20 protein-coding genes are annotated in these 20,483 nt (G+C 72.4%); 7 read left to right on the forward strand and 13 right to left on the reverse strand.

All coding sequences use genetic code 11. The features are described from left to right. Nucleotides 1-37: 37 nt before the first annotated feature. Entirely contained in the window at nucleotides 38-2,254 is a 2,217-nt protein-coding gene (locus ACYVF4_RS08280; protein WP_460721601.1) for an ATP-dependent Clp protease ATP-binding subunit, read from the forward strand. 20 nt (nucleotides 2,255-2,274) lie between these two features. After that, a complete protein-coding gene (locus tag ACYVF4_RS08285) occupies nucleotides 2,275-3,117 on the forward strand; it encodes a UbiA family prenyltransferase (RefSeq protein ID WP_460721603.1) in 843 nt (280 codons plus the stop codon). A 181-nt stretch (nucleotides 3,118-3,298) separates the two neighbouring features. Here ACYVF4_RS08285 and ACYVF4_RS08290 read toward each other — a convergent pair whose 3' ends face one another. From ACYVF4_RS08290 to ACYVF4_RS08310, 5 genes are all read right to left on the reverse strand, one after another. Continuing rightward, a complete protein-coding gene (locus ACYVF4_RS08290) occupies nucleotides 3,299-4,543 on the reverse strand; it encodes an FAD-dependent oxidoreductase (protein WP_460721605.1) in 1,245 nt (414 codons plus the stop codon). Beyond that, entirely contained in the window at nucleotides 4,536-5,192 is a 657-nt protein-coding gene (locus tag ACYVF4_RS08295) for a methyltransferase domain-containing protein (RefSeq protein WP_460723086.1), read from the reverse strand. Before ACYVF4_RS08295 ends, ACYVF4_RS08290 begins: the two co-directional genes overlap by 8 nt. 143 nt (nucleotides 5,193-5,335) lie before the next feature. Continuing rightward, nucleotides 5,336-6,466, reverse strand: coding sequence for a type III polyketide synthase (locus tag ACYVF4_RS08300; protein ID WP_460721607.1), 1,131 nt, complete (start codon nucleotides 6,464-6,466; stop codon nucleotides 5,336-5,338). A gap of 151 nt (nucleotides 6,467-6,617) precedes the next feature. After that, complete coding sequence (locus tag ACYVF4_RS08305; RefSeq protein ID WP_460721609.1) at nucleotides 6,618-7,199, reverse strand: nitroreductase family protein; 582 nt, start codon at nucleotides 7,197-7,199, stop codon at nucleotides 6,618-6,620. Nucleotides 7,200-7,273: 74 nt separating this feature from the next. Further along, nucleotides 7,274-8,584: an MFS transporter gene (locus ACYVF4_RS08310; RefSeq protein ID WP_460721611.1), complete on the reverse strand. Its 1,311-nt coding sequence runs from the start codon at nucleotides 8,582-8,584 to the stop codon at nucleotides 7,274-7,276. A gap of 57 nt (nucleotides 8,585-8,641) precedes the next feature. Here ACYVF4_RS08310 and ACYVF4_RS08315 point away from each other — a divergent pair, with 57 nt between their 5' ends. Both ACYVF4_RS08315 and ACYVF4_RS08320 read left to right on the forward strand, forming a co-directional pair. Continuing rightward, on the forward strand, nucleotides 8,642-9,157 hold the full coding sequence (locus ACYVF4_RS08315; RefSeq protein WP_460721613.1) for an ArsR/SmtB family transcription factor: 516 nt from the start codon (nucleotides 8,642-8,644) through the stop codon (nucleotides 9,155-9,157). 87 nt (nucleotides 9,158-9,244) lie between these two features. Beyond that, entirely contained in the window at nucleotides 9,245-9,649 is a 405-nt protein-coding gene (locus tag ACYVF4_RS08320) for a VOC family protein (protein WP_460721615.1), read from the forward strand. 247 nt (nucleotides 9,650-9,896) lie between these two features. Here ACYVF4_RS08320 and ACYVF4_RS08325 read toward each other — a convergent pair whose 3' ends face one another. Together ACYVF4_RS08325 and ACYVF4_RS08330 are read right to left on the reverse strand one after the other, a co-directional pair. Continuing rightward, the gene (locus ACYVF4_RS08325) at nucleotides 9,897-10,991 is read right to left on the reverse strand and encodes an ABC transporter permease (protein ID WP_460721617.1); all 1,095 of its coding nucleotides are present in this window, start codon (nucleotides 10,989-10,991) and stop codon (nucleotides 9,897-9,899) included. Then, a complete protein-coding gene (locus ACYVF4_RS08330) occupies nucleotides 10,988-11,872 on the reverse strand; it encodes an ABC transporter ATP-binding protein (protein ID WP_460721619.1) in 885 nt (294 codons plus the stop codon). Before ACYVF4_RS08330 ends, ACYVF4_RS08325 begins: the two co-directional genes overlap by 4 nt. Before the next feature lie 62 nt (nucleotides 11,873-11,934). On the opposite strand from ACYVF4_RS08330, the gene ACYVF4_RS08335 reads away from it, so the two are divergent. After that, on the forward strand, nucleotides 11,935-12,534 hold the full coding sequence (locus ACYVF4_RS08335; RefSeq protein ID WP_460721621.1) for a DUF1016 N-terminal domain-containing protein: 600 nt from the start codon (nucleotides 11,935-11,937) through the stop codon (nucleotides 12,532-12,534). Here the strand turns inward: ACYVF4_RS08335 and ACYVF4_RS08340 are convergent. From ACYVF4_RS08340 to ACYVF4_RS08350, 3 genes are all read right to left on the reverse strand, one after another. Continuing rightward, nucleotides 12,531-13,370, reverse strand: coding sequence for an exodeoxyribonuclease III (locus ACYVF4_RS08340; protein WP_460721623.1), 840 nt, complete (start codon nucleotides 13,368-13,370; stop codon nucleotides 12,531-12,533). The genes ACYVF4_RS08335 and ACYVF4_RS08340 overlap by 4 nt on opposite strands. Before the next feature lie 237 nt (nucleotides 13,371-13,607). Next, nucleotides 13,608-15,008 (reverse strand): Re/Si-specific NAD(P)(+) transhydrogenase subunit beta, encoded by a 1,401-nt coding sequence (pntB, locus tag ACYVF4_RS08345; protein ID WP_460721625.1) that lies wholly within the window; start codon nucleotides 15,006-15,008, stop codon nucleotides 13,608-13,610. Continuing rightward, complete coding sequence (locus ACYVF4_RS08350) at nucleotides 15,005-16,549, reverse strand: Re/Si-specific NAD(P)(+) transhydrogenase subunit alpha (protein ID WP_460721627.1); 1,545 nt, start codon at nucleotides 16,547-16,549, stop codon at nucleotides 15,005-15,007. The genes pntB and ACYVF4_RS08350 overlap by 4 nt, the downstream gene beginning before the upstream one ends. A 138-nt stretch (nucleotides 16,550-16,687) precedes the next feature. Between ACYVF4_RS08350 and pyrE the strand changes: the two genes are divergently transcribed. Further along, complete coding sequence (pyrE, locus tag ACYVF4_RS08355; protein WP_460721629.1) at nucleotides 16,688-17,266, forward strand: orotate phosphoribosyltransferase; 579 nt, start codon at nucleotides 16,688-16,690, stop codon at nucleotides 17,264-17,266. Between the two features lie 119 nt (nucleotides 17,267-17,385). Here the strand turns inward: pyrE and ACYVF4_RS08360 are convergent, their stop codons facing one another. Then, nucleotides 17,386-17,958, reverse strand: coding sequence for a YdeI/OmpD-associated family protein (locus tag ACYVF4_RS08360; protein ID WP_460721631.1), 573 nt, complete (start codon nucleotides 17,956-17,958; stop codon nucleotides 17,386-17,388). Nucleotides 17,959-17,966: 8 nt separating this feature from the next. Further along, a complete protein-coding gene (locus tag ACYVF4_RS08365) occupies nucleotides 17,967-18,776 on the reverse strand; it encodes an HAD-IIA family hydrolase (RefSeq protein ID WP_460721633.1) in 810 nt (269 codons plus the stop codon). A gap of 100 nt (nucleotides 18,777-18,876) precedes the next feature. On the opposite strand from ACYVF4_RS08365, the gene ACYVF4_RS08370 reads away from it, so the two are divergent. Continuing rightward, entirely contained in the window at nucleotides 18,877-19,836 is a 960-nt protein-coding gene (locus ACYVF4_RS08370) for an SDR family NAD(P)-dependent oxidoreductase (RefSeq protein ID WP_460721635.1), read from the forward strand. On the opposite strand, the gene ACYVF4_RS08375 is transcribed toward ACYVF4_RS08370, so the two are convergent. Next, a complete protein-coding gene (locus tag ACYVF4_RS08375; RefSeq protein WP_460721637.1) occupies nucleotides 19,826-20,461 on the reverse strand; it encodes a metal-dependent transcriptional regulator in 636 nt (211 codons plus the stop codon). The genes ACYVF4_RS08370 and ACYVF4_RS08375 overlap by 11 nt on opposite strands. Between the last annotated feature and the right edge of the window lie 22 nt (nucleotides 20,462-20,483).

Raw genomic sequence — 20,483 nt, forward strand, 5'->3', positions numbered from 1 at the left:
ACTCAAGTTTGGTCGAGCAACACGACTCAGGAGACACATGAACGCCACGCAGCAGCCCGGACAGGAGGACGCGCAGAGCGCCCTCGAGCAGTTCGGGATCAACCTCACCGACCGCGCCCGTCAGGGCAAGCTCGACCCGGTGATCGGTCGCGACAGCGAGATCCGCCGGGTGAGCCAGGTGCTGACGCGGCGCACCAAGAACAACCCCGTCCTGATCGGCGAGCCCGGTGTGGGCAAGACCGCCGTCGTCGAGGGTCTCGCCCAGCGCATCGTCGCGGGCGACGTCGCCGAGTCGCTCAAGGACAAAGAGCTGGTCACCCTCGACATCTCGGCGCTGGTCGCCGGGGCCATGTACCGCGGCCAGTTCGAGGAGCGCCTGAAGAGCGTCCTGAAAGAGATCACCGAGTCCGACGGGCGCATCATCACCTTCATCGACGAGCTGCACGTGCTCATGGGCGCGGGCGGCGGTGAGGGGTCGGTGGCCGCCTCGAACATGCTCAAGCCCATGCTCGCCCGCGGCGAGCTGCGCCTCATCGGCGCGACCACGCTCAACGAGTACCGCGAGTTCATCGAGAAGGATGCCGCCCTCGAGCGCCGCTTCCAGCAGGTGTACGTCGGCGAGCCCAGCGTCGAGGACACCGTGGCGATCCTCCGCGGACTGAAGGGCCGGTACGAGGCGCACCACGGCGTCACCATCAGCGACGGCGCGCTCGTGGCCGCCGCTGCGCTCAGCAACCGCTACATCCCCAGCCGCCAGCTGCCCGACAAGGCGATCGACCTGATCGACGAGGCGATGAGCCGGCTGAAGATGGAGATCGACTCCAGCCCCATCGAGATCGACCAGCTGCGCCGGCAGGTGGACCGCATGCGCCTGGAAGAGCTCGCCCTCAAGAAAGAGAAGGATGCGGCATCCAAGGAGCGTCTCGGCAAGCTCCGCGAGCAGATGGACACGGCCGAGGCCGAGCTGAAGGACCTCGAGGCGCGGTGGCAGCGCGAACGCGCGGGACTGAACCGCGTCGGCGAGCTGAAGAAGCAGTACGACCAGGCCGTCACCGACCGCGATCGGGCCCTGCGCGAGGGCGACTACCAGCGCGCCTCGAAGCTCGAATACGAGACGATCAAGCGTCTGCAGCACGAGATCGACGAAGCCGAGCGCGCCGAGGCGACCAGCGCCGAGGAGCGCATGGTGAACGAACAGGTGACCGACGAGGACATCGCCGCCGTCATCGCCGCATGGACCGGCATCCCGGTCGGTCGTCTGCTGCAGGGCGAGACCGAGAAGCTCGTGCACCTCGAGGCCGAGCTCGGCAAGCGGCTCATCGGCCAGAAAGAGGCGGTCAAGGCCGTCGCCGACGCTGTGCGCCGCAGCCGCGCGGGCATCAGCGATCCGAACCGTCCGACCGGCTCGTTCCTGTTCCTCGGGCCCACCGGCGTGGGCAAGACAGAGCTCGCGAAGGCGCTCGCGGAGTTCCTCTTCGATGACGAGCACGCGATGGTCCGCATCGACATGTCGGAGTACGGCGAGAAGCACACCGTCTCGCGCCTGGTCGGCGCCCCTCCGGGTTACATCGGCTATGAGCAGGGCGGTCAGCTGACCGAGGCGGTGCGCCGCCGTCCCTACAGCGTGGTGCTGCTGGACGAGGTCGAGAAGGCCCACCCCGAGGTCTTCGACGTGCTGCTGCAGGTCATGGACGACGGGCGCCTGACCGACGGCCAGGGCCGGACGGTCGACTTCAAGAACGTCATCCTGATCCTCACCTCGAACCTCGGCTCGCCGATCCTCATCGACCCGACGCTGTCGTTCGACGTCAAGCGCGAGCAGGTGCAGACCCTGGTGCGCCAGGCGTTCAAGCCGGAGTTCGTCAACCGGCTCGACGACATCGTGGTGTTCCAGGCGCTCACGCAGGACGACCTCGCCCAGATCGTCGAGCTCGCCGTCGAGGCCCTCCAGCGCCGGCTGCGCGACCGTCGCCTCGAGCTGGGCGTCACGCCCGACGCCCGCACGTGGCTGGCCGAGCGGGGGTACGACCCGGTGTTCGGGGCGCGGCCGCTGCGGCGCCTCATCCAGTCCGAGATCCAGGATCGTCTCGCGATGGCGCTGCTGTCGGGCGGCGTCGTCGACGGCGACCTGGTGACCGTGGACGTCGCGGCCGACGGGTCGCAGCTCGTGCTCACGAGCGCCGGCCCGAAGCCGGCACCGCCGGTCGCCGACGACGATGACGAGGTGATCGAGGCCATCCTCGAAGAGGACTGAGCCGTGTGGGACCATCGAGCGTGACGAGCGCGTCGTGGGTCCGGGTGGCAGGCGCCCTGTGGGCGTCGACGCACCCCGGGCCCACGCTCGTCGTCACGGTCCTGTCTCTCACCCTGGGACTCGCCGCCGGGCTCGAACCGTGGCGGCTGTTGCTGCTCGTGGTCGCGGTCCTGGCCGGACAGGTGTCGGTCGGCATCTCGAACGACGCGATCGACGTCGCCCGCGACCGCGCCGTCGGGCGCACCGACAAGCCGCTCGCCCGCGGCGACGCGACGGTCGGCGTGGCGTGGGCCGCCGCGATCGGCGCCCTGGCGGTCGCACTGGTCCTCTCGGTGCTGCTCGGACCCGGGATGCTGGCGGCCCACGCCCTCGCGCTCGCGTCGGCGTGGGCGTACAACGCCGGCCTCAAGGCGACCGCGTTCTCGGTGGTCCCGTTCGCGGTGAGCTTCGGACTCCTGCCGTCGCTCGCGACGCTGTCGGCGCGCGAGCCCGCGCTCGCCCCGGCGTGGGCGACGGCCGCCGGAGCCGTGCTGGGCGCGGCCGTCCACCTGCTGAACGTCCTGCCGGATCTGGACGACGACGCCCGCACCGGCATCCGGGGTCTGCCCCATCGGCTCGGCGCCCGTGCGTCGGGGGCGCTCGCCGTGGCGGCCGTCATCGCGGTGGCGATGGTCGTGCTGGTCGGGGCCGGAGCGGCCGGGGCGCTCGCGTGGGTGTTCTTCGCCGCGGTGGTCGGCGTCGCCGCGGTGGCCCTCGGCCTCGCGCTCGCGCGCCCGCGGTCGCGGTGGCTGTTCCGCCTCGGGATGCTCGCCGCCCTGCTGCTCGCCGCCCACCTCGTGCTGACCTCCTCCCCCCTCGCCTAGCGGCGCCCCGCGCGCTCGCGCGCACGCGTTCATGTGTCACGGATCACGTGATGCGTACGAGATCACCCGGTAATGACCGTCCGGATCGGGTGATCTCGTGCAGATCACGTGATCCGTACGCGATGAAGCGGGGTGGCGGGGGGTGAGAGAGGGGCGGATGCCGGGGGCGGGGTGTCGGGGGTCAGGCGTCGCGGTCGAAACCCATCGCGTAGGCGCGGGCGAAGGCCGGGGCCGTCAGCGGCCCGAGCATCGCGCGCACCAGCGTCTCGCGCACCCGCGCCTCGGAGTCCGGAAGAGCCCGCCCGAGCCTCGTGTTCAGCGCCGCGAGCCGCGCCGACAGACGCGCCGAGGCCAGCCGGCGGCGTTCCCAGCGCGCGAGCGCGAGCGCCGGCTCCTGCGCCGAGCGCAGCCACCCGGCGATGAGCGGTGCGAGGGTGACGGCATCCAGCAGGCCGAGGTTCATCCCCTGCCCGCCGATCGGGCTCACCTCGTGCGCGGCGTCGCCGACCACCACGACGCGCCCGCGGCGCAGCGCCGGCGCGAGCACGCGCCGCACCCCGAACGTCGACGCCTCCGTGATCCCGGCGGCAGCCACGCCGTCGCGCGCGGCCACCGCCGCCCGCAATCGCGCCGCGGCGTCCGCCCCGCCGTCGCCCCGACCCACGCCGTCGCCCCGACCGACGCCGTCCCCCGGCCCGCCTGCGTCGCCCCGCCCGCCTGCGTCGCCCCGCACGTCCCTCGCACCGCCGCCCCGCCCGTCCGCGGCGACCCCGTCCCAGGCGACGTACCGCCGCAGGCCGCCGGGCAGCGGGAAGGACTCCAGCACGCCGGACGGGTCCAGGTCGACCACCGCCACGGCGGGGTCGGCGGCGGGCGAGGCCGCGGCATCCGTCATCACGTACCGGTCGGGATACGTCGTGCGCGCGAGCGTCGACTCGCGATAGACGAGGTCCCGGCTCCCCCAGCCCGACGCGACGACGACGACCGCGGCGTCGGTCTCGGCGGGTCGCCCGCCGATCGCGTATCGCACGCGCACGCGATCGCTGCGTGGCAGCAGTGCGGTCACGTGGGCGCCGCGCAGGGGCTCGGGCGCGCGGCCCGCCAGCACCGCCTCGGTCACCACCTGCGGCTGCGTCGCCACGAACGGGAACCGCGCCGCCATCCGGTCGAAGCGCACGACTCCGAGCGTGCGCCCGCGGGCGCGGGCGAGCCCCGTCCGCACGCGGGCGGCGCCGTCCAGCAGCTGCTCGGTGATCCCCGAGGTCTCGAGCGCCGACAGCACGGCCGAATGGATGCCGATGGCCCGGCTGCCCGCGCCCGCCACCGGGCGGCGCTCGAGGATCTCGACCTCGGCGCCCAGGCGCGACAGCTCGGCGGCGGCCAGCAGGCCCACGGGGCCGGCGCCGACGACGAGGACGTCAGGCACGGAGGTCTCGCACGGCGAGCAGGCGGAACGGCGCCGGCCGCTCGACGCGCCACCGGCCCCCCAGGGCGTCGGCGAGCTCGGGCGCCCGGTAGCTGCGCCGGATGGAGCGGAGCCCGTCGGTGCGCAGGAACGTCCCCGGTGCCAGCGGCGTGATCCCGACGGCGTAGAGCCCGTACGCGGTGCGGCTGCGCTCGATGTCGCCGTGCAGCACGAGCCCCGTGCCCGCCCGGACGGTCGCCTCGGCGAACTCCGCCAGCTCGTCGGCGCCGAGGTGGTGCAGCACGTGGTTGGACAGCACGACGTCGTAGCGCTCGTCGGCCGCGGCCAGCGTGCGGGCGTCGGCGCGCACGAACTCGACGTTCGGGGGCACGCTCCGCGCGGCGGCGACCTCGAGGGCGCGGGGGTCGGGGTCGGCGCCCGTCCACTGCACCGACAGTCCGTCGGCGGCCGCGCGGTCGGCCAGGCGCGCCACGACGTCGCCGCCGCCGGCGCCGACGTCGAGCACCCGCGCGGGCCGGCCGAGGGCGGTCAGGTACGGCCGCACGTGCGTCCGGTACACCGTGCCCCACCCCGCGACGAGCCGGTTGACGGTGTCGAAGCGCCGCAGCGTCGCCCGCAGGCGGTCGGGGTCGCAGTTCGGGTCGTCCATGAGCTCCCGCAGGTCCACGGCGCGGGCCGCCAACCGCGACCAACCCAGCCCCGACGAACCCAACCGCGACCAACCCAGCCCCGACGAACCCAGCCGCGACGAACCCCGCGCCGACGCGCCGGCCCGCGCCATCGCCCGCCCGCTCACGTGGCCCCCGCCGCACGCTTGGTCAGCAGCGCGGACTCGACGGTGAGCCCCGGTCCGAACGCCAGCCCCGCGATCCGCGCGCCCGCCGCCAGCTGCGGGTCGTGCAGCATCGCGCGCAGGATGAACATGATGGTCGCGCTGGACATGTTGCCGTGGTCGCGCAGCACCGCGCGCGAAGCCTGCAGGGCGCCGGCATCCAGCTCGAGACCCGCCTCGACGCGATCCAGCACGCTGCGCCCGCCGGGGTGCACCGCCCACGCGTCCGGCGGCGGGTCGTCACCGAGGAACGCCTCGACCGCGCCCCGGATCTCGCGCCCGACGATGCGCGGCACCTCGGCCGACAGGGTCATGTCGAAACCGTGGTCGCCGATCGTCCACACCATGTCGCGCTCGCCGTCGCCCGTGAGCGCCGTCGCGAAGCGCTCCAGTTCGAGCGAGGCGCCGCGGGCGAGCTCGGGTCGGGCGGTGACGACGGCGGCCGCGGCGCCGTCGGCGAACACCGACGACGCCACGATCTGCTGCGGGTCGGTCGAGCCGGTCACGTGGAGCGTGCACAGCTCGGTGCACGCCACGAGCACCACGGCGTCGGGTTCGGCCGCGGTGATGCGCGCGGCCATCCGCAGTCCGGGAAGCGCCGCGGCGCACCCGATGAACCCCAAGTGGTAGCGCTCGGCCCCGGTCGGCAGCCCGAGGTCCCGCACGAGCCGGTAGTCCGGCCCCGGGGCGAAGAAGCCGGTGCACGACACGGTCACGACGTGCGTGACATCGGATGCCGCGACCCCGGCCTCGTCCAGCGCCTGCCGCGCGGCATCCGCCGTCAATGCCGGCGCCGCCGCGGTGTACAGGTCGTTGCGGGGCCCGGTGGTGGGCGACAGCAGCACGTCGCCGTCGACGAAGGAGGGTCCGGGCTCCCCGCCGGCGAGGTCCCGCGGGGCCGCGGCGGCATCCGCCAGCTGCGGCAGCACGGTGTGGCGGCGGTCGATGGCGGCGGCGTCGAACGCGGCGTGGATGAGCCGCTGCGTGCGGCGGTCGATGCCGGGGCGGCCGGCGAAGAAGTCGCGCACGCGCCCCTGCGACACGATCGTCGGCGGGACGGCGGTGCCGATCGACAGGATGCGCGCGGTCATGCACTCACCTAAGCACGCGCGGGCGTCCGAGCGGGCCGCCGTTGCGCGATCGGTCCGAGCTCGTTACGGGCGCCGGGCCGGGTGCGCCGGGCGGGGTGCACCGGGGCGCGGCCGCGGGCGCCGGGTCACCAGGATCCGGCGCCCGGCGGGATCACGCGTCGACGAGGACGGACTCGTCCAGCGCGCGGCGGGTGCGGGGGGCGTTCTCGCGCGACTGCAGCTCGTCCGAGGCGGTGCGGATGTCGCCCAGCTCGCCGACGGCCATGACGGTCACGGGCGTCAACTCGGCGGGCAGTTCGAACGCCTGCGCCAGCGCGGCGCGGTCGAAGCCGCCCATCTGGTGGGTCGACAGGCCGTCGGCGTGGGCCTGCACGGTGAAGTGGGCGGCGACCTGGCCGGTGTCGTAGAGCGCCCAGTCCAGGGGCTGGCCGTCGCGCTCGATCTCGGCGACGAAGACGACGAGGGCTCCGGCGTCGCCGGCCCACGCACTGTTGAAGCCGGCGAGGGTGTCCAGGACGCGGGCATGCGCGTCCGTTCCGCGGCGGGCGACGATGACCCGCCACGGCTGCAGGTTGGCGGCGGTGGGGGTCCAGCGCGCGGCCTCGAGAGCGCTCGCGAGGGCGGACTCGTCGATCGGCGCCTGCGCGTCGAAGATGCGGGTGCTCCAGCGCTCGGCGAGGACGTCCAGAATCGGGGCGTCGGTGTCGGCGGTGCGGTCGGTGACGATGGTCATGGCTGACTCCCTGGTCGTTGCGGTCAATCGGGACGCCGTCGGCCCGATCTATGCAACGGAATGGGTCAGCGTATTCATTCCCGAATGACGGATGCCGTCTGCTCCGGCTCGTCGGCGGGCGCAGCATCCGGCAGCTCTCGCATGCCCCAGAACGGCCCGATGATCACCGGAAGGGCCGACAGCACGCCGCCGACGGCGCCGATCCACAGCGTCGGCACGGTTCCGATCCACGAGCCGAGGCCGCCGGCCAGCAGGGCCGAGATCGGCATGACGCCCCACACCACGAACCGGATCGAGGCGTTCATGCGCCCGAGGAGCCGCCGCGGGGTGATCCGCTGGCGGAACGTGACCTGCGTGATGTTGTAGAGCAGCACGGTGAACGTGCCGAGGAAGCCCTGCGCGACCAGCAGGCCGAACGCCAGGTCGGGCACGAGACTGACGGCGGGAAGGGCCAGGCCCACCACCGAGAACCCGATCGAGCTCACCGGGATGGCGCGGGCCTCGCCGATCCAGCGCACGATGTGGGGCGTGGCGACGGCGCCGCACAGGCCTCCGACGGCGCCGAGCGAGAAGATCACGCCCATCGCCGCGGGGGTCAGCCCGAGCTCGCGCAGCAGGAAGACCGGCAGCAGCGTGAAGGTCAGCGTGCTGAAGAAGTTCGACACCGACGTGGTCGCCACGATGCGGCGCAGCAGCCGGTTGCCGAAGACCCAGCGCAGGCCCTCGGCGATCGACGCGAGCAGCGGCGCGTGCTCGTGCGCGGGCGCGAGCCGCTCGTCGTCCCGGGTGAACAGCAGCGCGACCATCGAGGCGAGGTAGGTGCCGACGGTGGCGAGGATCGCCAGCGGCGCCGTGAGCACCGCCACGAGCCAGCCGCCCGCGGCGGGTCCGGCGATGCCGGCGAGCTGATGGGTGGACTCGAGCTTGCCGTTGGCCTCGGCGATCTGGTCGCCGCGCACGAGCGAGGGGACGATCGACTGGTACGACACGTCGAAGAACACCGTCGCGATCCCCATCACGAAGGCGACGGCGATCATGTGCCACACCTCGAGCATCCCCGCCCACCACAGCAGCGGCAGGGACGCCAGCGCGACGGCGCGCACGGCATCCGCGGCGATCATCACGTGGCGCTTGCGGACGCGGTCGATCCACGCCCCCGCGGGCAGGCCGATCAGCAGGAACGCCGCGACGTTCGCGGCGGTGAGGACGCCGACCTCGAACTCCGTCGCGTCCAGGAGCAGCACGGCCAGGACCGGGATCGCCAGCTCGGTGATCTGCGCGCCGAACTGGCTCAGCGCCTGCCCGCCCCACATCGTCAGGAAGTTGGCGTCGCGCCACAGCGACGGGCCGCGGCGGGCGGGTGGAGGCGCGACCGATTGGGACATGTCGATCAGTCTGCGCCACTGATTGAGTGTTGTCAATCACTGCCCTATGATCGGCGTATGGAGGTCCGGGACGACGGCGAGCACGCCGAATTCGTCGCCCGCGCGCTGGCCTCGCCGCTGCGACTGCGCGTGCTGCGGCTGTGCGCGTTCGACGCCCGCACCAACAAGGAGCTCGCCGAGCTGCTCGGGATCAACCCGGGCACGATGCTCCATCACGTGCGTACGCTCGTGGATGCCGGCATGCTCGAGCCGCAGCCCGAGCGCACCGGCACCCGCGGTGCGCGCGAGGTGCCCTACCGCGCGACCGGGCTGTCCTGGCGCACCCGCATCCCGAACCAGTCCGTGGTCATCATCGAGACCGTCCGCCAGCAGCTCGAGGGCGTCGACCCCGAGCAGGTCGACGTGTCGTGGCTCGGGCTGCGGCTGAACCCCGAGCACAAGGCCGAGCTCGACCAGCGCCTGTTCGACCTGCTGACCGAGTTCAAGGCGCGCGGACCCGACCCCGGCGGCGACCCCTACTCGCTCGTCGTGATGACCCATCCCGACCTCAACCCGCCCGCCGCCGGGGACTGATCCGCACCGGCATCCACCCCTCTGGACAACCCCCCGGCTTCGGAGGATCGTTGCCGGTGGAGGGGCAACCAGCCTGAGGAGGCGGACATGTTCACGACCGACAAACCCTTCAGCAGCTTCTCGGTGAACGACATCGACGAAGCGGCGCGCTTCTACGGAGAGACCCTGGGCCTGCCGGTCCGCGTCGACTCCGACATGCGCGGCATGACGATCGCGCTCGCGTCGGGCGGGCACATCTTCGTGTACGAGAAGTCCAACCACGAACCGGCGTCCTTCACGGTGCTCAACTTCGCCGTCGATGACGTCGAAGCGGCCGTGGACGACCTCAACGGACGCGGGATCGTCACGAAGATCTACACCGACCCGGACTACGGCACCGACGAGAAGGGGATCTCGCGCGGGTTCGAGGACGGGCCCGACATCGCGTGGTTCCGCGACCCCGCGGGCAACGTCATCGCCGTGGGCCAGATGGTCGCCGGCATGGTGGAGTGACCCCGCGCCGTCCCGTCCCGCCGCCGTCGCGTCCCGCCGCCATCGCTCGTGCCCTTCTTTCCTGACCAGATCACGTGATGCGCACGAGATCACCCGTTGCGAACCGTCAACAGCGGGTGATCTCGTGCGCATCACGTGATCTGGTCGGGTCTGGGGGCGTGCGGCGAGGACGCGGGCGGCACGCGGCGGCGGCACGCGGCGGCGGCACGCGGCGGCGGCACGCGGCACGCGGCGGCGGCGCGGCCAGTCAACGGAGGGCGTCGCGCAGCCTCACGCGCCCGCCCATCCGCAGCAGCGAGTTCCGGTAGATCTTCGCTCCCACGGCGATCGCGCCCACGCAGGTGAGCGCGAGGATCGTCAGCGACAGCAGCGGCTCCCACCACTGCGCCTCGCCGAGGAAGAGGCGCATCGGCATGCCCACCGGTGCCGAGAACGGCACGTACGACATGATCCCCAGCACCACGGGGTCATCGAAGAAGAAGATCACGAGGAAGTACGGCGCCATCACCAGCATCGTCAGCGGTGTCGTGGTCGAGCCGATGTCCTCCTGGCGGGACACCATCGACGCCGCCGCGGCGAACAGCGACGCCAGCAGCACGAACCCGAACAGGAAGAACACCGCGAACCACGCGATCGGCGCCCCGAGGCCCTGCAGCAGTTCCGTCTGGCCGGTCACGGCGAGCCCGACGACCGCGATGGCGGCGAGCAGCAGGATCTGGCCCATCGCCAGGACGGTGTTGCCGATCACCTTGCCCGCCAGCAGGGTCCGCACCGGAATGGCTGAGATCAGCAGCTCCACGACGCGCGTCTGCTTCTCCTCCACCACGCTCTGCGCGATGGTGCCGCCGAACAGGGATGCCGCCATGAGGAAGACCACTCCGAACCCGACGGCGGCGATGTAGCCGAGGGCCGCGGCGCCGGCATCCGGATCGAGCAGTTCGACCGGCGGCACCTGCGCCAGCGACAGCAGCAGCTGCGTCGGCGGCGTGGATTCCACCAGCACCGCGAAGCCGGTCGGCGAGGCGGGGTCGCCGACGATCGCGGCGTCGACGTCGCCGGCCTTCACGAGCGCCTCGGCGGCTGCCCGGTCGTCGACCGCGGTGACCTCGAGGCCGGGGACGTCCTCGACGAAGCGTTCGGCGTCGCTCGTCACCGCGACCGGGGTGCCGCTGTCCGAGGCGGCCGAGAAGCCGCCCCACAGGACGATCGCGAGCGCCCCGATCAGCAGGATTGCGGTCGAGATGACGAACGCCTTGCTGCGCAGCTTCGAGCCGATCTCGCGCTCGGCCACGAGCCACGTGCTCTGTGCGGCGCTGGGTGGCGGGACGGAGCCAGCGCTCATCGGATGACCTCCTTGAAGATCTGGGCGAGTGACGGATGCCGCGGTGCGAAGCTCGCGACGTCGCCCTGCTCGACGGCGCGTCGCAGGACCCGCTGGGCGGTCTGGTCCGTGTCGACGTCGAACACGGCGTAGCCGCCGTCGAACTCCACGACCTGGATGCCGGGCTCGTCGCGAAGCCATCCCGCATCCCCGGCGGACACCAGCTCGAAGCGGCGGCGGGAGTGCTGCCGGCGCAGATCCTCGCGAGTGCCGGCAGCCCGGATCGCGCCGCCGGCGATGATGACGAGGTCGTCGCACAGCCGCTCGACGACGTCGAGCTGGTGCGACGAGAACAGCACGGCAGCGCCGGCCTCGGCGCGGCGCTGCAGCACGCCGGCGACGACGTCGACCGCGAGGGGATCCAGCCCCGAGAACGGTTCGTCGAGGATCAGCACGTCCGGGTCATGGACGAGCGCCGCGGCGATCTGCGCCCGCTGCTGGTTGCCCAGCGACAGTGCTTCGACGTTGTCGCTCAGTCGCTCGCCGAGCCCCAGCTGCTCCAGCAGATCCTGCGCGCGGGACGCGGCATCCGCCTTGGCGAAGCCGTGCAGGCGGGCGAGATACGTGATGTGCTCGTGCACCTTCATCTTCGGATACAGCCCGCGCTCTTCGGGCATGTACCCGAACCGCCGCCGGTCGGCGGCGGTCACCTCGGCGCCGTCGAGCGTGACGCGGCCGGCATCGCGCGAGAGCACCCCCAGCACGATCCGCATGGCGGTCGTCTTGCCCGCGCCGTTGCCGCCGACGAAACCGGTCAGTCGTCCGGGCCGCACGGTGAACGAGACGTCGTCGAGCGCGCGGCGTTCGCCGTAGCTCTTGGTGATCCCCTGAAGTTGCAGCATGGCGTCCACGGTACGGCGACGCGGACTACCGCGCAGTCGTTCCGGTGAGACATGCTGGCGTGATGACGGATGCCGAACCCGCCGAACCCCCGGGCGCTGCCGAGCCCGCCGACTACGCCGCCACCGTCGAGGCGATGACGCGCCAGGTGCGGGACGCGCGGTTCACTCTGCAGCGGCGTGCGAACGCCGAGCTGGTCGCCCTGTACTGGCGGATCGGTGCGACGATCGTCGGGAAGCAGCGGACGGCAGGGTGGGGGACCGGAATCGTCGCGCAGATGGCCGAGGATCTCGCGCGCCAGTTCCCGACGATGCAGGGTTTCTCGCGGTCGAACCTGTACGCGATGCGGACGTTCGCGCTGTGCTGGCCGGAGCGCCGAGGCATCGCCCAGCAGCCGGTCGGCCAGCTGCCGTGGGGCCACATCGTGGTGCTGCTGGACAAGCTCGACGATCAGGCGCTGCGCGAGTGGTACGCCGGCAAGGACATCGAGAACACTTGGAGTCGCGCCCAGCTGCTCGAGGCGATCACCGCGCAGCTGCACGAGAGCGACGACGACGAGCCCGGCAACTTCGCTGCCGCCCTCGCGCGCCACGATTCGCCGCTCGCGCACGAGCTGTCGCGGTACCCGCACACCGCGGGGTTCCTCGCCGTCGGGGGCGGCTAGAAGATCATCGGGCGGTCGTCGTCGTCCGGGCCCTCGAGGTCGAGGTCGACGACCACCGGCACGTGGTCGCTCGGGCCGTCGCCCTTGCGCTCCTCGCGGTGGATCGCCGCTCCGGCGACGGCGTCGGCGAGGGCCGCCGAGCCGAGGATGAAGTCGATGCGCATGCCCTGGTTGCGGGGGAAGCGCAGCTGCTTGTAGTCCCAGTACGTGAACCCCGAGGGGACCAGCGGCCGCACGACGTCCTGCAGGCCCGCGGATTCCAGCGCGGCGAACGCGTCGCGCTCGAGCGGCGAGACGTGGGTCGAGAAGCCCGGCACGACCGCGGGGTCGCCGTTGTCTGCATCCGTCGGTGCGATGTTGAAGTCGCCGACGAGGGCGAGGGGCAGGTCGGGGTGGGCCGCGAGGGTCGAGCGGGTGTATTCCTCGAGCGCCCTCAGCCAGTGCAGCTTGTAGTCGTAGTGCGGGTCGCCGAGGGCGCGGCCGTTGGGGACGTACAGGCTCCACACCCTGACCCCGTCGACGGTGGCACCCAGCGCGCGGGCCTCCTGCGGGGCATCCGGGCCTTCGTGGCCCTTGGCGAAGCCCGGCATCCCGGGGAAGGCGGTCTCGACGTCGTCGATCGGCTCACGACTGGCGATCGCGACGCCGTTCCACTGCGAGAAGCCGTGGGCCTCGACGTGGTACCCGGCCTCTTCGAACTTCTCGTACGGGAACTGCTCGGCCTTGCATTTGATCTCTTGCATGGCCAGCACGTCCACACTCTCGCGCACCGCGAAGTCGACGATCCGGTCGACGCGGGCGCGGATGGAGTTGACGTTCCAGGTCGCGAGGCGCATGGGATCCAGCCTATTCGCGCCCCGCTCCTCCGCTCGCCGTCGCGAACGCGACCCCGCCTCCTCGTCACCGGCGCCGAACCCCCGCTCCTCCGTCCGCCGTCGGCGAGGGGAGGGGATGTCGGGCAGGGGAGGACCCGATCGCGGTTTCGGGTCCTGTTTTCGGCGACATCCCCTCCGCCCGCTGTCGCCGGCGGGAGGACGAGGCCCCGAAGGGGCCATGACCGCCGGATGCCGCGCCTACAGCGCGCGCAGGATCTCCTCTACGCGGTCCTTCGCGTCGCCGAACAGCATGGCGGTGTTGTCGCGGAAGAACAGCGGGTTCTGCACGCCGGCGTACCCCGAGGCCATGGAGCGCTTGAACACCACGACGTTCTCGGCCTCCCACACCCGCAGCACCGGCATCCCGGCGATGGGGCTCGAGGGGTCTTCGGCGGCGGCGGGGTTGACGGTGTCGTTCGCGCCGATGACGAGCACGACGGTGGTCGAGGCGAGGTCGTCGTTGATCTCGTCCATCTCGAGCACGATGTCGTAGGGCACCTTCGCCTCGGCCAGCAGGACGTTCATGTGCCCCGGCAGGCGTCCTGCGACGGGGTGGATGCCGAACCGCACGTCGACGCCGCGTTCGCGCAGCTTGTCGGTGAGCTCCGCGACGGGGTACTGCGCCTGCGCGACGGCCATGCCGTAGCCGGGGGTGATGACCACCGTGGATGCTCCGGTGAGCATGTCGGCGACGGTCTCGGCGTCGACCTCGCGGTGCTCGCCCTGCTCGTCGTCGCCTGCGCGAGGCGCCTCGATGCCGAAGCCGCCGGCGATGACCGACAGGAACGACCGGTTCATCGCGCGGCACATGATGTACGACAGGTACGCACCGGACGAGCCCACGAGCGCGCCGGTGACGATCAGCAGGTCGTTGTTCAGCAGGAAGCCGGCCGCAGCGGCTGCCCACCCCGAGTAGCTGTTGAGCATCGAGACGACCACGGGCATGTCCCCGCCGCCGATCGAGGCGACCAGGTGCCAGCCCAGGGCGAGGGCCAGGGCGGTGACGACGACGAGCAGCCACAGCTCCGGCGAGATGACGTACCAGACGGTCAGGGCGACGAACGCGACGAGGGCGCCCAGGTTGAGCGCGTTCTTGCCGGGCAGCACCAGGGGCTTCGACGACATCCGCCCTGAGAGCTTCAGGAACGCCACGATCGACCCCGTGAAGGTCACCGCGCCGATGAAGACGCCGATGAAGACCTCGGCGTGGTGGATGTCGGCCAGTGCGCCCTCGAGCCCGGTGTCGTACAGGGCTCCGTTCCACCCGACGAGCACGGCGGCGGCGCCGACGAACGAGTGGAGAAGGGCGATGAGCTCCGGCATCCCGGTCATCTCGACCTTGCGCGCCCGCCAGAGTCCGATGACCGCGCCGACGAGCATCGCCGCGACCAGCAGGCCGAGGCCGAGCGCCGCCTGCGGCCCGCCCCACGCCGACGACGCGGTCAGCCAGATCGTCGCGACCAGCGCGATCGCCATGCCGACGATGCCGTAGGTGACCCCGCGCCGGGCGGTGTCGTGGCGGCTGAGGCCCGCGAGGCTCAGGATGAACAGCAGCGCGGCGATGAGGTACGCGGCGGTCGCGACGGACGTGGCGGTCATCGGGCGTCGCCCTTCTGGAACATGCCGAGCATTCGGCGGGTGACGGCGAAGCCGCCGAAGACGTTGATGCTGGCCACGAGCACCGCGATCGCGGCGAGGATCTGCACGATGAGGACCGGCGCGGTCAGCTGCACGATCGCGCCGACGACGATGATCCCCGAGATCGCGTTGGTGACGCTCATGAGCGGCGTGTGCAGCGCGTGGGTGACCTTGCTGATGACGTAGAAGCCGACGACGACAGACAGGGTCAGCACCGTCAGGTGCTGCGGCAGCGGCTCGGGCGCGACCGCGCTGACGAGGAACAGCACCGCGATGCCCGCGACCGCGAGCGCCGCCTTCACCGCCGGCGACAGGCCGGTCTTCGCCGGGGGCGAGACGGATGCCGCGTCCGCGGCCGGCCGCGCAGGCGCCGCCGACACCTGGACCGGCGGCGGGGGCCACGTCGCCTGACCGTCTCGCACGACCGTCACGCCGCGCTGCACGACGTCGTCGAAGTCGAGAACGAGGCGGCCGTCCTTGCCGGGGGTGAGCAGCTTCAGCAGGTTCAGCACGTTCGTGCCGTACAGCTGCGAGGACTGGGCGGGGAGCCGCCCGGCCAGATCGGTGTAGCCGAGGATGACGACGCCGTTGCCCGTCACGACGCGCTCTCCGGCGACGGAACCGGCGACGTTCCCGCCCTGGGCGGCGGCCATGTCCACGATGACCGAGCCGGGCTTCATGCTCGCGACGTCCTCGGCGGTGATGAGCCGCGGCGCCGGGCGCCCCGGGATCAGGGCGGTCGTGATGATGATGTCGACCTCGGCGGCCTGCTCGCTGTAGATCTCGGCCGCACGGCGGTCGTAGGCCTCGCTCGTGGCCTTGGCGTAGCCGTCGCTCGAGACCATCTGCTCGCCGACCTCGACCGGCAGGTACTCCCCGCCGATGGAGCGGACCTGGTCGGCGACCTCGGGCCGCGGGTCCGTCGCGCGCACGATCGCGCCCAGGCTCGAGGCGGCGCCGATGGCGGCAAGGCCCGCGACGCCGGCGCCTGCGACGAGCACCTTCGCCGGCGGGACCTTGCCCGCCGCGGTGACCTGTCCGGTGAAGAAGCGGCCGAACTCGTGCGCGGCCTCGACGACCGCGCGATAGCCCGAGATGTTCGCCATCGAGCTGAGCACATCCATCGACTGCGCCCGCGAGATGCGCGGCACGGCGTCCATCGCCAGCGCCGTGATCCCGCGGGTGGCGAGCGCCTCGACGAGGTCGGGACGAAGCGCCGGCGACAGCATGCCGATGAGGGTGGCCCCGTCGCGGAGCCGGGCGATGTCGGCGGGCGTGGGCGGCGTGATCGTCAGCACCACGTCGGCCGCCCACGCGGTGGACGGGTCGACGACGGCGGCACCGGCATCCGTGTAGGCAGAATCGGGCAACGAGGATGCCGCCCCCGCGCCGGCGGCGACCACCACCTCGTAGCCGAGCGCGAGGATCTTGCCGACGGTGAGCGGGGTCGCGGCGACGCGGTTCTCACCGGCCGGTTCGGCGACGATGCCGATGCGGGTCATGAAGGCTCCCTGCTGGATGCGCGCCCGCGTCCGACCACGGACCAGGTGCGACGCGGTCTGGCATGACTCTACGGCCGGCGCAAGAGCCCGCGGGGGTTGTGACGCGCGAAGATCCGCCGGATTTATAGACTCGACACCATGACCGTCGCCTCCACTCCCGCGCTCGAAGCCGACCGCCAGTACCTGATCGCGCTGATCCAGGACGAGGCGGTGTTCCACGGCGACTTCACCCTCTCGAGCGGCAAGAAGGCGACGTACTACGTCGACATGCGCAAGCTGACGCTCGACCACCGCGCCGCGCCGTCGATCGGGCGCATCATGCTCGACCTCATCCGCGACGTCGACGGGATCGTCGCCGTCGGCGGGCTGACCCTCGGCGCCGACCCCATCGCCAACGCCGTCATGCACGAGTCGGCGCGCACCCACAAGCCGCTCGACGCCTTCGTCGTGCGCAAGGAGCCCAAGGACCACGGCCGCGGCCGCCAGGTCGAGGGCGCGGACGTCGCCGGCAAGCGCGTGGTCGTGGTCGAAGACACCTCGACCACCGGGCAGTCGGCGCTGAAGGCCGTCGAGGCGCTCCGTCGCGAGGGCGCCGAGCCGGTCGCCGTCGCCGTCATCGTCGACCGCAAGACCGGCGCGCAGGCCGCCGTCGAGGCCGAGGGCCTGCAGTGGCTGGCCGCCATCGACCTGGACGACCTGGGGCTCGACCCGCAGTAGCGCGGGCTGGGGTCAGTCCCGCCCGCGCCCCCGCCACCACTGCCACACGAACACCGCCAGGGTGCCGAGCAGGGTCACGAAGGCGACCCCGAAGAGCAGGTTCTGCTCGACGTCGCTGATCACGGGCGGCTCCCTTCGGCGGCTGCCGCCACCACTTTCGCGATGCGCGCCGCACGCGTCTCGGCCCGCCGGGCGGTGTCGACCTGCGCGATGCCCTGCTTGCGGCTCGACGGCGGGAAGGCGTCCCACGCCGCCCGCGCGGCGGGGTTCGCGTCGAGGGCCGCGGCGAGGTCGGCGGGCTCGCGCAGCGCCTCGGAGTTGTCGAGCATCGACCACGAGCCGTTCTGCCGGGCCACCTCGATCGCCCGGCGCCCGGCATCCGTCATGAGCCCCTGCTGCTCCAGCAGCAGCACGCGGGCCTTGTTGGTCGCCGCCCAGCCGCTGGTCGGCCGCCGCGGCGCGAACCACAGCCCGCTGTCGCGCTCGTCGAAGGTCCGCACCGGGCCGTCCACCCACCCGAAGCACAGGGCCTGCAGGATCGCGTCCTCGTAGCCGACCAGGCGCTGGTCCGAGCCCGGACGCGGTCGCACGAGCCACGCGCCCCGCGAGGTCGCGTGGTTCTGCTCGAGCCATGCGCGCCACGCGGCGGCGTCCGCCGCGCGGACCCGCTCGCCGTCGTCCAGCGCGCCCATCGGCCGGGTCAGAGACCTTCGGGCAGCTCGGTCTCGACGGGCTCCTGCGGCAGCAGGTCGGCGACGGAGTCGAGCACCTCGCTGGGGCGGAAGGGGTATTTCTCGATCTCGGCCGGGTCGCTGATGCCCGTCAGCACCAGCACCGTGTGCAGGCCCGCCTCGATGCCCGCGACGATGTCGGTGTCCATGCGGTCGCCGATCATGCCGGTGGTCTCGGAGTGCGCGCCGATGCGGTTGAGCGCCGAGCGGAACATCATCGGGTTCGGCTTGCCGACGACGTACGGCTCCATGCCGGTCGCCTTGGTGATGAGCGCCGCGATCGCGCCGGTCGCCGGCAGCACCCCCTCGGTCGAGGGGCCCGTCGGGTCGGGGTTGGTCGAGATGAACCGGGCGCCCTTGCCGATGAAGCGGATCGCCTTGGTGATCGCCTCGAAGGAGTAGTTGCGGGTCTCGCCGACCACGACGTAGTCAGGATCGGTCTCGGTCATGATGAAGCCGGCCTCGTGCAGCGCCGTGGTGAGCCCGGCCTCGCCGATGACGAACGCCGAGCCGCCCGGCAGCTGCGAGCGCAGGAAGTCCGCCGTCGCCAGCGCCGAGGTCCAGATCGACTCCTCGGGGACGATGAGCCCCGAGGCGCGCAGCCGCGCGCTGAGGTCACGGGCGGTGAAGATCGAGTTGTTCGTGAGCACCAGGAAGGGCGTGCCGGTGACGCGCCAATGCTCCAGCAGCTCGCTGGCCCCCGGGATCGGGACGTTCTCGTGCACCAGCACGCCGTCCATGTCCGTCAGCCAGCATTCGATGTCGGTGCGCGAGGGCATGCGCCCAGCCTAGAGCCGGGCGGCGCGGGGCATCACCCGCGGCGTCATCCGCCGTCGTGGCGCGACCACGGGTGCGGGAGCCGGGCGTAGGGTCGGAGCCGTGGCGCGCACGAGGTGGGACCCCGAGCAGCTTCCCGACCTGTCGGGACGCACCTACCTCATCACCGGCGCCAACGCCGGACTCGGGTACTTCGCCGCCGAGCAGCTCGCCCGCGTAGGCGCCGGGGTGATCATGACCGGCCGCAACCCGCACCGGCTCGCCGCCGCCCGCGCCGCCCTCCACCGGCGGGTGACGGATGCAGATCCCGCCCGCATCGAGACCCTGCTGCTGGACACCAGCAACCTGGGGTCGGTGCGCGCCGCCGCCGCCACGACGAGCTCCCGCAAGCGCCTGGACGGCCTGCTGCTGAACGCAGGTATCGTCCACCCGCCGCACGTGCGCCGCACCACCGCGGACGGCAACGAGCTGGTGCTCGCCACCAACGTGCTCGGCCACTTCGCGCTCGCCGGATCGCTGCTGACCACCCTCGCCGCCGCCGCCGGTCGCATGGTGTGGGTGGGGAGCGTGTCGACGTCGCTGTGGAAGTACGACCCCGTCGACCCGCAGCTCGAGAGCGACTACACCCCGTGGCGGGCGTACGTGCAGTCCAAGCTCGCCACGGCCGCGATCGGGTTCGACGCCGACCGGCGGATGTACGAGGCGGGCGTGGACGTCACCAGCGTCGTCGCCCACCCCGGCTACGCGATCGGCGGGCGCACGGTCGGCATCCGCGACGTCAACGAGCCCCGCCGCCTCAAGCGCTTCATCGACAACCTGCAGACACCCCTCGCCCAGTCCAAGGAGCACGGTGCGTGGTCCCTCGTGCGCGCCCTCGTCGACGACGACGTCGAGGGCGGCGAGTACTGGGGTCCGAGCCTGTTCACCAAGGGGATGCCGCGGCGTCAGCAGCCGTCGGCGCTCGCGCGCGACCCCGACGTCGCCATCCGGCTGTGGCAGGCGGCCGAGGACGCCACCGGTGTGCGGTGGCCGTTCGACAAGGCCGCGCGAGTCAGGCGCTGAGCCAGACGGCGTCGGCCGACCCCGGCGGGAGCGTCACCTCGGCCTCGCCGAGGCGCAGGGTGCCGGCATCCGTCACCGTCACACGTGCACCCACCTCGACGCCTGCGGTCTCGACGGCGCGCAGCAGCTCGGGGTCGCGGTCGCTGACCCGCAGCACCGTGCCCTCGTGCCCCGCGACGGCGTCGGCGAGCAGCACGAACGGCACCCGCTGCACGCGGCCATCGGCGTCGGGGATCGCGTCGCCGTGCGGGTCGAACCGGGGCCGGCCGAGCCGTTCGTCGATGCCCTCGAGCAGCCGGTCGCTGACGGCGTGCTCGAGCACTTCCGCCTCGTCGTGCACCTCGTCCCACGCGTACCCGAACTCGCGCACCAGCCACGTCTCGATCAGGCGGTGGCGCCGGATGGTGGCGGCGGCGCGCCGCTCACCGGCGGCCGTGAGCGAGATCGGTCCGTACGGGCGGTGCGACACCAGCCCCTGCGCGGCGAGCTTGCGCACCATCTCGGTCACGCTCGACGGCGCAAGGCCGAGCGTGGCGGCCAGCTGCGACGGGGTGATCGGATCGCCCTGCCACTCGGTGTGGTGGTAGATCGTCTTGAGGTAGTCGTCGTAGGCGGGAGAAGCCACGGCCCCAGGCTACCGGGCGCTC

The organism is Microbacterium aureliae, from assembly GCF_054780155.1.